Annotated in this window: 6 protein-coding genes; all 6 read left to right on the top strand. The window is 59.0% G+C overall.

What is annotated here, in order from left to right:
* Nucleotides 1-67: 67 nt before the first annotated feature.
* The 6 genes from DMX06_RS19230 to DMX06_RS19205 all read left to right on the top strand — a co-directional run bounded on the left by DMX06_RS19230 (nucleotide 68) and on the right by DMX06_RS19205 (nucleotide 15,516).
* On the top strand, nucleotides 68-1,609 hold the full coding sequence (locus DMX06_RS19230) for a condensation domain-containing protein (protein ID WP_146232221.1): 1,542 nt from the start codon (nucleotides 68-70) through the stop codon (nucleotides 1,607-1,609).
* Nucleotides 1,602-2,675, top strand: a complete 1,074-nt coding sequence (locus tag DMX06_RS19225) for a TauD/TfdA family dioxygenase (RefSeq protein ID WP_110738909.1) — start codon at nucleotides 1,602-1,604, stop codon at nucleotides 2,673-2,675. The genes DMX06_RS19230 and DMX06_RS19225 overlap by 8 nt, the downstream gene beginning before the upstream one ends.
* On the top strand, nucleotides 2,672-5,641 hold the full coding sequence (locus DMX06_RS19220) for an AMP-binding protein (protein WP_110738908.1): 2,970 nt from the start codon (nucleotides 2,672-2,674) through the stop codon (nucleotides 5,639-5,641). Before DMX06_RS19225 ends, DMX06_RS19220 begins: the two co-directional genes overlap by 4 nt.
* Nucleotides 5,638-7,140, top strand: a complete 1,503-nt coding sequence (locus DMX06_RS19215; protein WP_110738907.1) for an FAD/NAD(P)-binding protein — start codon at nucleotides 5,638-5,640, stop codon at nucleotides 7,138-7,140. Before DMX06_RS19220 ends, DMX06_RS19215 begins: the two co-directional genes overlap by 4 nt.
* A 218-nt stretch (nucleotides 7,141-7,358) precedes the next feature.
* The gene (locus DMX06_RS19210) at nucleotides 7,359-13,844 is read left to right on the top strand and encodes a non-ribosomal peptide synthetase (RefSeq protein WP_110738906.1); all 6,486 of its coding nucleotides are present in this window, start codon (nucleotides 7,359-7,361) and stop codon (nucleotides 13,842-13,844) included.
* The gene (locus tag DMX06_RS19205) at nucleotides 13,837-15,516 is read left to right on the top strand and encodes a condensation domain-containing protein (protein ID WP_110738905.1); all 1,680 of its coding nucleotides are present in this window, start codon (nucleotides 13,837-13,839) and stop codon (nucleotides 15,514-15,516) included. The genes DMX06_RS19210 and DMX06_RS19205 overlap by 8 nt, the downstream gene beginning before the upstream one ends.
* The last annotated feature ends 17 nt before the right edge of the window (nucleotides 15,517-15,533 follow it).

Below are 15,533 nucleotides of genomic sequence, written 5' to 3'. Positions count from 1 at the left end.
CGCTCAGGCTTTCGAACGGCTTGTCGAGCTCTATCGAAAAGGGGGGCGTGTTCTGCTTCGGGAGGGGATGCTGCAGGTCAAGGGCCCGAAGGAGAGCCTGTCGAGTGACTTGCTGCGTGCACTGGGTCGCCATCAGTCCGAATTACGGCAATTGCTCGGCGCCACATGCCTTGGATCTGACACCTCGCTTGCCGTTCCGCTATCCAATGCCCAGGAAGAGATATGGGCTGTGGAGCGGGCTCGCCCCCACAGTGCTCGGTTCGGCTTGACCAGTTGTGTCCTGCTCCATGGGAAATTGGACACAGGCATCGTGGGTGAAGTCGTCAACGCCTTGATGGAGCGTCATGTAGCCCTGCGTACGGGCTTCAGCGAAGCGCATGGCTGCGCTCTTCAGCACGTGCGATCCTACCGCCCCATCGCGGTGTCGGTCGAGCGTGGTATCGGGCACATGCCCGAGAGCCCGTGCACGTTAATGCGTCACATAGCGGCAGAGCAGGCCAGGCGCGCTTTCGATTTGTCGGCGGGCCCATTGCTTGACGTCAACCTCTGTGCCTTGGGCGATGAGCATACCTTGGTAACATTGCGCCGCCACCACATCGTCAATGATGGCACTTCCTTCGCAATCATTGTCGATGAGTTCTGTAGTGGCTACCAGGCATTGCATGGCGGCAAGGCGTTACCTGAGCGTGCTGGGGGCCTGGGTTACCCCGCATTCGTTGCCTATGAGCGGGCTACGATTGCAACGCTAGGGCGGGCGGCGCTACGTGATTGGTGGCGCATGGAGATGTGCCGCGCTAAGGATATCGCTGCGATGTCGGGGCGTCCGAGCCTCGAGCGAGCCTCACTGGGCAGCGGGCCAGGTACCATGCGTTCGTTCGAGTTCACGATGCCGGCACCCTTGATCGCTGGTTTGCAGGCGTTGTCTCGGCGTTGCGGTGAAACACTGTACTCGACAATGTTTGCACTGTTTCGTCTGCTGCTGGAGGCCAAGCAATCGCCGGGTGCCGAGTGCATCGGTCTGGATGCGTCGATTCGTGATGCCGCCGAGTTCGAGGGCACGATCGGTCTATTCGTCAACCGTTTGCCCATCGTGCACGGTGTAGAGCCATCCAGCACCTTCATGACGATGGTCACGCAGGTTGGCAGGACCCTACGCGGCGCTCTGGCGCACAAATGGCTGGCACACCATGAAATCGATGCTCAAGCGACTGCCGTCGGACTGTCGGGCTTGAGTTACCTTTTCGGGTTCCACAACAACACGCATGCTGCGTTTTCGTTGCCCGGGTGTTCGGTAGTGGCAAACCATGTCCACATCGAGCAAGAGCAGGACCTTCCTTTCGTCTGTTACATGAGCGACGCAGGAAGCGTCTTTCGCGTGAGCGTGGCCTACCGTGTCTTGCCACATACCGAAGTCCTGGCCAGTGAATTCGATGTACTGTATCTGCAGCTTGCCCAGCTTGCCGTCGACACGCCCGGCGCGTGCTGCAGTGAGTTCATACGTGTTCTGCAAGCCCGGGACCAGCAACTTAGCACGGGGCATCGGGCAGCCTTCGCACGAATGAAGCAAAAGCGGTTTGCACGGACTAGCGGGAGTGGCAGCGATGCATGAATGGAAAAAGCAGTTTTCGCTCGACCGTTCGGTTCAGGTGAGCGGATCAATGCCTGACTGGCAAGGCAGCCTGGTGCAGGTGGATGCTGAGGTGCCTTTCTTGTCAACGTTCACGCCTGCACGACCGGATATTCGGCTGGCGGAGGTCTTTCGTCGGCATGCGGGTTGGGTCGATGAAAAACTTGCCGAGCGAGGCGCGTTGCTGTTCCGCGGTTTTGAAGTCGGCGGGGCACGCGAACTCGAACTGCTTGGCCAATGGCTCGGTTGTACACCCACCAACAGCCGTGAAGAAACGTCTCCACGCACGCGTATTTCAGGCAATGTATTCACTGCCACGGAGTACCCTGGCGCCTATCCCATTGCCTTTCACAACGAGAGCTCCTACCAACGGGCAATGCCGGCCAAACTGCTTTTTCACTGCGTTCAGCCCTCGGAATCCGGCGGCGCTACGTGGCTTGCCGATTGCCGAGCGGTTTGGCGAATGTTGCCTGAGGCTATTCGGTCACCCTTTGCCCGCGATGGATATGAGCTGGTACGCAGTTACCATCCGTACTTTGGCATGTCTTGGCAACAAGCTTTCGGCGTGAGTGATCGGGCTGCTGTCGAAGCCATTGCTGCGTGCGATGACATACGGTTGGAGTGGAAGGACAACGGTGTATTGACCACGACGCAACGGCGCCCGTGTGTGCTGGCACACCCTCGTACTGGCATGCTCTGCTGGACCAATCATTTGTTCTTTTTCCATCACTCGAATCTGCCACCGCACGCGCGTGAAGCTTTGGCAGCGGAGGGGCGGGAACATCGTCTGATAAACGATACACGCTATGCCAATGGTGAGCCTGTCTCGCTCGACATAGTTACAGCGATCGGGCAAGCTTACGACGCGCATTCAGTTTCAATCGAGTGGCAGCCTGGCGATGTTCTGCTGATCGATAACTTGTCCATGGCTCATGGTCGTGCTCCGTATGCCGGAGCAGGTGCGCGGGTCATTTATTTTTCCCAGTTGGATCAGATCGAGTGGGCGAAACTGCATCACCCATTGCGTGTTCAGGAAGAACAAACATGAGCATTTCCTCACTGTCTCTGCCGCAATTGCAGGCGTATGGCCGTCGTGCTGCAAGCAGAGATGCCTCTGAGATCATCTGTTGTACCTTTTCACTTTCAGGTGTCGTCAGCATCGAGATGCTGCGATCGTCTGCCGCGGATGTTCTGTCGCATGTCGAACTTTGCCTCCCCGGCCTCAATGGTGAGTGCTGTGTGCAGGCCATCGATGCATCAAGCCTGGAAAGTGCTTGCGAGCATATGGCCGAGGCTCGGCAACTGGCCAGCTCTGCTTGTGCTTTGGCATTGGTGACCGTTGACCAGACGAAGTGGTTAGTAGCCGTTTGCTGTTCCTGGGTCTTTGATGCAGACGGTTTGTCCCTTTTCGTCAACCGCGTTCTTGAACAGGCGTTGAGCGCCGGGCAGGTGCAGGAAGGCAGCATTCGCTATACGGACTATATGAACTGGCATCGCGAGCTGATAGCCAGTCCAGAGGCACAATTCGGCAAGCAGTTCTGGACGCGTGCCGCTGCCTCATTCCAGCCACTTCTGGAGCTGCCGATCGAAGAGCGGTTGCGAGTATCGGACACTGCCAAGGCGGCCTTTTCTACCCGCGTATTGACTGAAGCAACTGCACGGCGCCTCGAATTGATCGCCAGTCGGCTTCAGGTGTGCGTCAATAGCTTGGTTCTCAGTGCGTGGTTGGTGGTACTCGAACGCCTCTTGCCAGATAGATCCAAGGACCTGGTTGTCGCGATTGGTAACCGTGAGGATATGTTCGAGGCGCTTATCGGTCGACTGGATTACGAGTTGCCGGTGACATTCGACGTTTCAAGCAGCACACCGTTCGCCGGCCTGGTCAAGCACGTATTCAGGAAAATGGATGAGTGTGCTGAATGGAAGGAATGTTTCCTGGAGCAGCATTTCACGATTGATGCCGATCGACTCAATGCGCGGTTTTCAACGCGCAAGTTGCAGAGTGGGCAAAGTCAAGGCGTGAGCTGGGATGAGCACCTGCATGCCTGTTTCGCGCCATCCAGCCAGCTGGAGGTGACCGTCGCCCAGAGTGCGCAATCGCAATCTTCGCTTGCACTCAGCGCAAACCCTTCTCGCTACTCCCAGGCGACAGTCGATTTTCTTCTGACAGCGCTTCAGAACACACTGACTCGGGCCATCGCGGATGTATCGGTTACTGTCGCTCAATTGAATATGCTCGACCAGCAAGTTGATGGATGGGCGGCGTCGAACCCATGTGTAGCCCCCGCTCCAACGATAATCACGGTTTGCGATCGTATCCAACAGGTCATCGAACTGCAGGCGCAGGCTGTTGCTATCGATTACGGTACTCAGACCTGGACCTACCGTGAGCTGGGCGAGCGTGTTGTCGAGCAGGCGCAAGCCCTGCGAGGCATCGGGGTTGGCCTCGAGGATTGCGTTGGCTTGTCCGTTGCCGATCCGGTTCGCTACTTGATCGGCGCTCTGGCTGTTTGGCGCGTTGGCGCCCATTTCGTCGCGCTCGACGAACAGGGGCCGGCGGCACGTAGGCAGCAAATCATCGAGCGGGCCAAGGTGAAAGCGATTGTCGATCACGATGGACATATCCGCGTGCAAACGACACTGGGTGCTCCTTCCGATCAGGCCCAAGTGCGCAACTGGCCGCTGCAGGTGCTGGCCTATGTCATATGCACCTCGGGCACCACGGGGGAGCCACGAGCGGTTGCGGTGTCGCATGCCTCGCTCGCCAACCAGATAGATGCCTTGGCCCGTCACTTCCCCCTCGCGCCGGGCGAGCGCGTACTGGGGCGCACGCCTGCAACCTTCGATGCCTCTCTCTGGGAGTGGATGCTGACCTTCTGCCGTGGCGCGCGACTGCACCTGCTGGACAAGTCTGATGGGGCGTCTGAGCGCGCGATCATCGCGGCGCTGGAAACCTTCCCTCCGCGCATGGTGCAGATGACTCCCAGCCTCCTGTCGCGCTGCCTGCATGTGGGCGGCGCGCCTGCCTTGGCAAAGGTTGCGCATGTAGTCATCGGCGGCGAGCCTCTGGAGGGTTCGTTGGTTGCTGAGGTGGCCAAGCACGGTGGAACGCTGATCAATGCGTACGGGCCAGCTGAAACCTGTATCAACGCCAGCCTGTATCACGCTGTCGATGACATGCATCCTAGAACCGTGCCCATTGGTGAGCCGTTGGATGAGTACGTGTTCTATGTTGTGGACAATGCCGGCCGCCCGACGCCTCTGGCCGGTGTTGGCATGCTGTGCATTGGTGGCGCAGGTTTGGCGAGGGGCATAGTGGGGGCGCCTTGCGCCACTGCCCTTGCTTTCCTGCCGGACCCGTTCACTTCTCGCGAGGGTGCGAGAATGTACGTCACCGGCGATTGGGTGCGGCGCCTGCCAAACGGCGCCATCGAGTTCGTAGGGCGGCGGGACGATCAGTTGAAACTCAACGGTGTGCGCATCGATCGGGCGGAAATCATCGCTGCCATGACCGCCGAACCTGGAGTTAAGCAGGCCACGCTGATCAAGCTGGACGAGCCATCGCCGTGCCTGGTCGCATTCGTGGTGCCCGTGTCACCCAACCATTTCAGCGTCCAGGCACTGAGCGCTGCGCTACGGCTCAAGTTACCGTTGAGCATGTGCCCAGCCAGAATCGTCGTGCTCGCGGACCTGGCATTGGACGCGCACGGCAAGGTTGACCGAAAAGTGCTTGGTGAACTTGCCCAGGCCGATTTACAGGCCGTCTGCGTGGCGCCTCGCACCGCGACCGAAGCCAGGGTGGCGAAATGCTGGTGTTCGGTGCTGGAGGTAGAGCAGGTTGGCGTGCACGACAACTTTTTCATGAGTGGCGGCCATTCACTATCATTCAGCCGCCTGATCGTAGCCTTGCGTGACGTCTTTGGCATAAGCCTCTCACTGGGGAATGTGATTGACGCTCCGAGTGTCGCTTCTCTGGCACGCTACATCGATCAACAGTTGAACGAGGACGAATGAGCGTGTCAGATGATGTAGCGATCATCGGCGCAGGCCAGTCAGCCAAGTATGTGCTGCTGGCCCTTGCCCATGCGATTGTGTCCGGACGGTTGCCAGCCGGTTTGCGAATCAGCATCTATGAACAAGGCAGGCATTGGGGTACTGGGCTGGCCTGGTCTCCTGATGTGGTAGGCGACATGCATTTGTCGAGTTTGGCCGCACCCTCGGTACGGGCCCAGGTCGGTCGCGAAGAATGGGGCCGATTCGAACGGATCGTGGCTTTTTTACGCAGTTTGGGAGCCCAGGTAACCGCCCGGTTGCACACAACTATAAAGGCGATCGAACCTGCTGCCGGAGGCTGGTCCGTGCAAGGCGAGCACGTTGGGCTGCCGGGTGCCAGACACGTGGTGCTGGCGATAGGGCACAGCGCCTTCGCCGAGAAAAAGCCTCTTGACGGGGTATTTCAATGCCCTTGGCCTTTCAATCGACTTCGTGACCTGGTCGATGCGCGGATTGCCGAGGGCGGGGGACGAGTTTTGATCCTGGGCAGTTACCTGACGGCTGTGGATGTCGCGGTTGGTCTGGGGGCGATCGAGAATCAGGGGATGTTGCACCTGAGCGTTCTATCCAGTAGTGGGGAGCTGCCGAAAGTCTGGGGATCTGCGCCACCGCCGATAGATGTTGATGCGCTGTGCAAGACGGTGTTGGGCCAGCCCATCGCCCAGTGTCGTGCCGAGGGTCGGCTGGATCTTGCGGCAGTCGAACAGATGATCCTGTTCGCCGCATTCGGCGAAAAGGAAGACACATGCGGCTCGTTGGCAGAAAAACTTCAGCGCCTTTGTGCGGGAAAACCCGCTCAGCGCTTGAAGGAAGATCTACGCGAAACGGCGGATGGAGCAGTGCTGGCGTGGCAGACCGGATTGTTCGGTGGATTGCCAGTATTGAGTGAGGCGTTCCCGAGGTTCAGTGATCGTGACAAGCTCAGGTTCTTGTCACAGCGCTCTCGCTACTATCGTGCGGCCATGCCGATGGCGCGTGAGAATGCACTACGCCTCGACGCCTTGTTCGAGGCCGGCTCGCTTGACATCCTCGCTGCGCCGCAGGGTTACCGTTTGTGTGAGGACCGGCAGCGCAATGTCCAGCGCCTCGACGTTCTGGATGACGCTGGCATCTTCAGGACCGTTGGAGAATTCGATCTGGTGGTCGCTGCTGCGGGGCCCGATGTGCGGCTCGATCGAACGGTTTCACCGGTGCTACGTCATCTTTACGATCGCGGCCTGGCTTGCGCGGTCTACGCCCAGGATGCGGGGGAGACCATCGAGCTGGGCGGGGTCAAAGTGAATCCATGCACTTGTGAGATGGTGCCAGCCGACGTCGCTGCAGCACCAGGGGAGGGCAGTCTGTTCGCAATCGGCCCACTGTTGATCGGCACATTTCCGGACGCGCAGAGTGTCGGGCATATCGCGCGTGATGCAGAACGCATCGTTGAACGACTGGTGGCCTTGACCGCAAGGGATTGATGGTCGCCCCGCTGATTTCGCGGGTCGGCTCAAGGGAATTGAATGGCAAAGCGAGGGAACATGCAGTCAATTGTCCAGCTTATTCTGCTTCAAGTAGCACTTTGTAGGCGAGGCCTCGAAGTGGCGGCCTGTACGCCATGGGAGGGCGTCCACGCTTGTGCGCTTGCTCGGGGGCGGCTGCAATGGCGTCTCAGGCCTGAGGTTGCTGAGGGGCTGGTATGATTCGCAAGCTCGATCAGGCTGGGCGCGCGCGATCAAACACGCTCCATTATCTGCGCGATGGCGTGAATGTTTCCACTTCGTGCACCTTCGCGGAATTGGACGACGCCGTTCGCGAGGCTGCAGCATTTCTTCATCATGGTTGTGACGTGCGCGCCGGGCAGCATGTGATGATCACGTTACGCGACCCCATCCGCTTCGCCACCGCATTCCTGGCCTGCCAGTACATCGGTGCCGTGCCGATCGGCCTCTCATCCAACTTCAAGCGTTTCAGCGTTGGCGACCAGTTGCTTGCAATCGCTCGTGATAGCCAGGCCCGCGCGCTGTTGGTCGATGCGGCTCAACAGCAACATGCGGCGATAGATGTGCTGCGCAAGCAAACCGATGTGTCGGTGATCGCGATCGGGGAGCGCTTCGAGGGTGGTTTTCGCTCAGCTGCGCGCATGGACTTCCCGATCGCCTTCGTCCAGTACACATCAGGCTCCACGCGTGATCCGAAAGGGGCGGTTGTCAGTCGACAGGCGCTTGAGGCGCAATTTGGCTTGTTGATGCGTACGTTTGGCTTCGATGAGCATTCGCGGTTCGTGAACTGGTTACCGCTACACCATGACATGGGTCTGGTCAGCAAGTTGCTGCTGCCCTATTACTTGGGTGCGACAAGTGTACATATGCTACCCGCAGCCTTCATGCAACGCCCCTCCCGTTGGTTGCGGGTGATTGACGAATTTGGTGGCACGGTCAGTAGTGCTCCGAATTTCGCCTATGAGCTTTGCCTGCATATACCGGAACATGAGATACAGGGGATCGATCTTTCGAGCTGGTCGAGCGCTGTTTGCGGTGCGGAAGCTGTACGCCATCACACGCTGGAGAGCTTCGCAAACCGGTTTGCCAGCCACGGCTTCGACAGGCAATCCCTGTGTCCTGCTTATGGCATGGCTGAAACCACCCTCATGATAAGTGCGTGCAGAGGCCTGGTGCATGAAGCCCCAGTGCCGACAGAGAACCTCCCTGCACACGCGTCTCTTGCAACCTTCGGTGCGCTCGCCAGCTGTGGGTTACCTGAGCAGGGCGATGTCGACATCAGGATCATCGATACGCAAAGCGGCCACGAATGCGAGCATGGTCAGGTGGGAGAAATCTGGGTCAGTGCTTCCAGTCTGGCGGAAGGGTATTTGCGCAGCGGGCAAATCGACCGCGCTGCTTTTGACCACCGACTGCCCCACGACCCCACGAGACGTTACCTGGCAACAGGAGACCTGGGTTACTTGGCAAATGCCGGTGTCCACGTGCTGGGCAGGGTAGGTAGCGCGGTTACGGTGGCGGGTCGCAAGTACTTCTTCGCCGACATCGAGTTTGCCATGCTGCAACTCGACACGCGCTTCATGCCCAATTGCGCTGCGGCGTTGAGCCTGGATGGCGGTCAGACGGTCGCGCTCGTATTCCAGTTACGGCCCGGTGCCGTTGCTCCGGATGAATTGGCGGCGCTTGGCGAACGCTGCGCCGCAGGGATCGAGGCGTTGTTCCCGATCGCCATTTCCGAAGTGCTGTTCACTCCCCGTGCTTTGCCACGCACGAGCAGTGGCAAGCTACAGCGTGATCGCGTGCGCGAACTGTTCGACGTGCATCCCTTGCCGGGTACGCTTGTCGTCTGCGCACAGCGGCAATACGCAGTTGAAAATGGTCCTTCGCCCCAGGCGCAAGCCCTCTCAGACCCGTTGCAAACCATTGCTCGCCTGCTTGGCTGCCCTGCAAGCGAGCTTGATCTGGAGCGAACCTTGGTCGAGTTGGGAGCCGATTCGCTGACAATCGTCCGTATCCAGTTCGAGTTAGAGCGTCGTTTTGCCTGTGTGCTTGACCGGGCAAGGATGTATGCCGGTGCGCGTCTTCAGGACTTGCTCGACGACATTCGAATACCGGCACCTCAGGCCGTTGCGCTACCGCCAGCGGTTACAGGCCGCCGTGTTGCGGCAACCCATTATCAGCGAGCCTTGGTGTTCGCACAAACATTGGCCGCTCAGCCGATCTACACCCTGCAACGTGCAGTGTGCATCAATGGGGATATCGATCCGGACACGCTGCGGCTCGCCTTGACCAGGCTGGAGGAACAGCACGAAGCCTTGCGTGGACATTTGTGTTCCGCGTCTGGTGAGTTGAGTTACGTCGTCGATACCGATTGTGTCCCTGCACTCGTAGTTGAAGATCCGAGTGCGCAGGAACAGAGCGCGCTCGCCCGACTGCATGCTTGGAATGCCAGGGGAATAGCCATCGATGCTGCGCGACTATACCGCGTCGTATTGCTGCCTCGATGCGGGGGCGGGGCGCTTCTTCTGCTTCAGGTCCACCATGCAATTGCCGACTTCTGGTCGTTCGTCATCATCTGGCGTGATCTTTTCGCCCTGTATGAAGACGCCTCACGCAATGAGCACGTGCCCTCATCGGCGGATACACCACACTATCGGCAGTTTTGCCAGGAACATCAGGCTTACCTGCGATCGCGGCAGGCCGAGATTGATGTGCAGTTTTGGCAGGCCAAGCTGAACCCGGACTTTGATCCGCGTCTGCCCATCGCCGCCCAAGGCCTGGATAGCTATGAAGCGAACCGCCATCGCAGTGAGTTGCCCAAAGAGCTGGTTGCGGCAATTCATGCCCGGGCGGCCGCTGCGGGTGTCACGGTCGGTTGTGTGTTGCAACTGGCACTGGAGGCAAGCCTTGGCATTCTCTCGCGCCGAGAGCGTGTCCGATATGGCGTCGCCCTACTCAATCGTACGACACGCTATCGTGACACGGTTGGCATGTTCGCCAACCTGGTGCCGATGGAAGCCAGTGTGGCAGCCGATGCATGCATCAATGATGCGCTGATTGAGGTCAGGAACCGGCTCACCAGTGCGTTGTCTCACGAGGCCTTGCCCCTTTCACGGTTGGGTGCCGACTTTGCCGCCAGGGGCAGTACATCGGGCACCTGCTTCGATGCCGTGTTTGCCTATTTCGACTTGGCGGGGCTCGATGTCGGGGCGCAGGCCATCGACGTGGCGTTTGAGCGAGAGCAAGCTGTTTTCGACATTGCCGGCCTGACGTTTTCGCCCTTGCATATGCCATCGGCTTTCGTGCACTACCCCTTGCAGGTTCAGCTATTAGGATGCGATGGGCATCTGCAACTGTGCGTCGACTATCGTCGTGACATGCTGGACTCCCAGTTGGTGTGCGCTTGGGTCGAGCAATTCCATTCGACGCTCAATTTCATCGCACTGAGCACTGATCAGCCTCTGTCGGCGGCGATGGTGCTGCCGACGGCGCTAGCCCTTCGATTGCAGGCGTGGGGAAGGGAAGCGGGCAGTCCTGCGCCGTCCACCCTGTCGCGTATTGTCGGCCAGGCTTTGGCAAAACCCGATGCGATTGCTCTGATTCCGGCTGGTAAAGGTGAAGCATGGACCTATGGGCGTCTGCTGGCCACGTCTGATGCCTACGCACGTCAAGTACGTGCGCTTGCCACCGGTACGCGCCAGGTCGTGGTAGCCGTCATGCTGCCGCGTAGTCCACTGGGAGTGGCGGCTTGTCTGGGGGTGATGTTTGCAGGCGGGGTCTATCTGCCCATAGATCCATCAACACCTGTGCGCAGGCGTGACTACATGCTGCGTGACAGTGGTGCGGTGGCGGTTATCGCGCAAACCGCGTCAGCCCCCCTCGGCCTTCCCGTGATCGATATGCCGGAGGGCGCCGGTGAAGAAATGCCGTCGAGCGGTTCGTTGAACGCAATTGCCTGCGCCGATGCGGGTGCTTATCTGCTGTATACGTCCGGTAGCACAGGGCAACCCAAAGGGGTCCTGGTCGACCACAGAGCGCTTGATCATCGACTGGACTGGATGATCGACCGCCTTGCGCTTTCAGCACAAGACGTTTTCGTGCAGAAGACGATCTGGACATTCGATGTGTCGCTCTGGGAAATCCTGGTCCCCTTGATGCTGGGTGCCAAGGCCATCTGCATTCAGCCCGAGCACGAACGATACCCTGAAGAGGTGGCCGAGGCAGTCGTGCGCAACGGTGGCACCATCATGCATTTCGTACCCTCCGTGCTGAGTCACTGGCTGGGCATCGATAGTGTGCAGAAGGCGATCGCAGGATTACGGCACGTGGTGTGCAGTGGCGAAGCGATGCTGCTGTCTCATGTGCAAGCATTTTTCTCCTGTGCGCCGCATGTACGCCTTTTCAACTTCTACGGGCCCACCGAGGTGGGAATCGACGTCACCTATACAGAGCTGTTTGCAGACTCAACGGGTGTTTCTATCGGGCGACCCGCACCCAACTGTGAGGTTTCGATTGTCGACGAGCAGGGGAAGGCGGTCCTTCCAGGCGCACAAGGTGAGTTGGTGGTTGGCGGGCCACAAGTGGCGATTGGCTACGTCGGCAAGGCGGCGTTGACTGCTGCCCGATTCATCCCGTCGCCCTGGGGCAGTGGTTCGCGGTGCTATCGCACCGGTGACCTGGCTCGCTTCGATGAACACGGCAACATTATTTACCTCGGTCGCCTGGACAGCCAGGTCAAGCTGTCGGGATATCGCATCGAGCTCGGGGAAATCGAACAAACGTTGAGCGTTTTGCCGGGAGTTCGCAACGCGGTTGTCATGCTCGTGGAGGAGGGCGGGCCTGAGCGGCTTTGCGCCTTCCTGCAGGTCGATGAACAGGTAGCCTTGACCAGGCGCGAGATCGAGGAGCATGCGCGGACATGGTTGCCGGAATTCATGGTCCCGCGAGAGTGGCGATTGCTGACAGGGTGGCCGTTGCTTCCCAACGGTAAGGTGGATCGTGCACAGCTGCTCAGTGAACGACGAGGCGGCGATTCACCGGTTGTCGACGCGACTGGCCTTCGCGCCCAGCTTGCGAAGCAGTGGCAAGCGGTATTGGGCGGCTCTGCGCCTTGCGATGCAGATGATTTCTTCGAGTGCGGTGGCGACTCGATCCTGGCATTGCATTTGATAGGTCGCCTGCGGGACGTTGGCATTGCGCTGTCAGTGCAGGCGTTGTTCCGTAGCAGCAGTTTCGCTGGGGTACAAGCGACCGTCGCGGGTGTGGGCAACTTGCAGCCTGTCGTTCCCGCCATTGCACCGTTCAGCCTGCTGGGCAAGCACGACCGCGCGCTCCTGGAAACGGCCGAGGTCGAGGATGCCTATCCCCTCAGCTACCTGCAGCGGGGGATCATATACAAGTTCTTCAATGATCATCACTATGAAGTCTTTGTAACGACGCTTGAACTTGTTGCCCGTTGGGATGAATCTGCGCTCCACCATGCACTGCGCCAGGTCGTTACCGAGCACGCATTCCTGCGAGCCTCGGTTGACCTGGAGCGCTTCGCCGAACCCGTACAGATACTTCATCGTTTCGTGGAGCTGGATCTGGCGGTCGAGGACCTGACTGACTTGCCCGAATCGGAGCGTCAGCGCCGGCTGAATTCCTGGATAGAGGCGGAGAAAAAGCGGCCTTTTTCGTGGGAAACGGCACCGCATTTCCGTTGCACTGTTCACTTGCTCGATCACGAGCGATTCCAACTTACCTTTGCAGACGCTTCGCTCGATGGTTGGTGCGTGGCAACCGTGTTGACCGAGCTTCTTGAAGCCTACTCAGCCTTTAGCATGGGCAGGGTACCGAATGCGATCAGGCGTCCACCGCTCGCCTATGCCGAATTCGTGGCATTGGAGCGCCAGGCGCTGGCCAGTCAGGCCCATGCTCAGTTCTGGACCAAGGTGCTTGAGCAAGGTCGCTTTGCTGATGCGCAGGCGCTCTCGATACCAGCTCGAGGGCCGCACAGTCGACTGACCTGGCAGGCGACTGCGCGATCGGTGGAGCGTTTGAAGGCTATTGCCCAGGTGGCGCGCGTACCCCTGAAGAGTCTGTTGATGGCGGTCTACTTTTACGCATTGGCGCGCGTCACCAACGGCACCTTGCAGCGTGGCGGCGTGGAGTTCAATGGCAGGCCGGAGCTCAGCGGTGGCGACCGATCCATCGGTGTATTCAACAACCTGCTCCCTGTTGCCATCGATCTTCAGGGGATGAGCTGGGGGCAATTGCTGCGCAAGTGCTTCGAAACAGAGACGAGTTATTTACCATTCCGGCGTTTTCCCTATGCTCGACTGGTTGCAATGAATGGCGGGCGTCCATTGTTCCAAACCCTATTCGTATACACGCATTTCCATGTGTATCGCGCCTTGCAGGCGCTTGAGCTGAAGGTGGCCAGCCACTATGCATCCGATCAGACCTACGTACCGCTGACTGTCCACTTCAACCAGTATTACCTTGGCGACGGCCTGCGGATTCTGTTCGATTATGACGCACGGCATGTCGAGCTTGCCCATGTCGAGCGAATTCGCGCGGTCATCGCCACTACGTTTGAATTTCTTTCCCAGCACGACACCATAGACGACATGCTGGCTGAAGCCGTTTTATCACCTGCCCGTCTTTCACTTACTGCTCCTCTGGACAATCCTTATGCATAGCCCTTCAACACCCTCCAGTTTCGATGAGCAACAGGAAAAAGAGCGGTTTGTCTCCGAGCTTCTTGGGCAAGCGCAGGTTGCATCGAGCGACCCCGGAGTAGATGGGGGGCAGGAGCCGCTGTCCAGTCTCGAGGCAACACTGCTGGCTATCTGGAGTGAGTCTTTTGCCCGTCCAGTTCAGGTACAGGACAACTATTTCGCGTTGGGTGGTGACTCTCTGAAGAGCATCCGTATCTCGGCTCGGGCAAGACGTGCAGGGCTGGATGTCACCATGCAGGACATCATCAATCACCCTACGGTTCGCGCCCTTGCCCAGCATCTGGCATCTTGTGATGCGAGCAGTGCGGTCACCCTGGGGCGCGTCGCGTCGACAGATCAGCCCCAGGGAGGGGTCTATCCTTCCACGGCCGCTCAGGAGGGCATGCTGTACCACTGTCTGGCGACACCGCAGGCCTCGCTCTATGTTTCGCAATTCAGCTGTGAACTGGTTGGCCCGCTCGAACCCGCACGTTTTGAGGCCGCCCTGCGCCTGTTGGTGAATCGACATCCTGCGTTGCGTACGGCATTTCCAGAAAACCTTCTTGCTTGCCGTAGCCAGCGAATTCATGAGGATGTAGCGCTGGTTCTGCGCTATGAGTCGCCGGGCGAGCCTGCGACTGACGCTCAGCTCCTCCAGTACAAGCGTCGCGAGCGTGAACAGCCATTCGATCTTTCGCGTCCGCCTTTGCTGCGCGTTTGCCTGGTGAGGTTATCCGCGGAGCGGCATGTGTGGATTTGGACACAGCATCACCTGATTGCCGACGGACGTGCTCAGGAATGCCTGATGGTAGAGCTTGCAGAACTCTATGCCCAGCTTGCGGGGAAGCCAGCACTGCAACTGGCAGAGGATCCAAGTTATCGCCATTTCCTGCTCGATACCCAGGCACGGGCGCGGCGCGAGCAGTCGTTCTGGGCTGATTATCTCGCGCATCTGGAATGCTCTGCGCTGTTCGATCAGCGGCAGGATGCAGCAATGCCCGAGGAGCTGCTGCTTGAGCTCTCAGGGGAATGCACCGACGCGCTTGGCGTGGCGCTGGCCGACGCCCAAGTGACCATTGCCAGCGCTTTTGCTTCCTGGTTTGCATTTGCGTTTGCGGTGACCTTCGAGCGTCGTGATCTGCTGGTGGGCCTCGTTACCTGCGGACGACAGGCTGAACGTTCGGACTACATCGATACCGTGGGCAACCTGATCAGCACACTGCCTCTCAGGGCAACGATCAACGGTGGTCGTACCTTGAAGCAGTGGACGCGGGCCATGCAGTCCAGTATCGCCAACCTGCAACGGCACGCGCATGATTCGCTTCCTGAAATCAAGCGCTGTGTTGGTTGGCCTGCCGACTCGGCGCTTTTCAATGCCATTTACGTGCATGAAAATCATGCCCCTGTGGGCCGGATATTTGGTGGCGCGACAGGGTTGCAGGTAGAGGACATGCAGTTTCATATCAACGAGGGCTATCCACTGGTCTTGGTGTGCGAGCAAGCGCAGGGTGTGCGATTTACCTTGCGTTATCAGCCACAGGTCTGCTCGGGCGCTCAAGCACAAGCCTTGCTCAACCGGTTGAGTCAGCTGTGCAGTGTTTGGGTCGATAATGCATCGCTGGATCTTTCGAGAGTCGTTGATTTGCTTCGGTGAACGCGATCTTCAGACCG

This window comes from Pseudomonas mosselii, assembly GCF_003205295.1.
GTDB lineage: Bacteria > Pseudomonadota > Gammaproteobacteria > Pseudomonadales > Pseudomonadaceae > Aquipseudomonas > Aquipseudomonas mosselii_B.
The sequence above is the reverse complement of the archived record's forward strand: the minus strand, read 5'-3'. Positions and strand labels throughout refer to the sequence as shown.

Bases quoted from the DNA above. Each gene is read 5' to 3' on its own strand.
- DMX06_RS19230 (WP_146232221.1), top strand. From the start codon at position 68: ATGCTGCAGGTCAAGGGCCCGAAGGAGAGCCTGTCGAGTGACTTGCTG.
- DMX06_RS19225 (WP_110738909.1), top strand. From the start codon at position 1,602: ATGCATGAATGGAAAAAGCAGTTTTCGCTCGACCGTTCGGTTCAGGTG.
- DMX06_RS19220 (WP_110738908.1), top strand. From the start codon at position 2,672: ATGAGCATTTCCTCACTGTCTCTGCCGCAATTGCAGGCGTATGGCCGT.
- DMX06_RS19215 (WP_110738907.1), top strand. From the start codon at position 5,638: ATGAGCGTGTCAGATGATGTAGCGATCATCGGCGCAGGCCAGTCAGCC.
- DMX06_RS19210 (WP_110738906.1), top strand. From the start codon at position 7,359: ATGATTCGCAAGCTCGATCAGGCTGGGCGCGCGCGATCAAACACGCTC.
- DMX06_RS19205 (WP_110738905.1), top strand. From the start codon at position 13,837: ATGCATAGCCCTTCAACACCCTCCAGTTTCGATGAGCAACAGGAAAAA.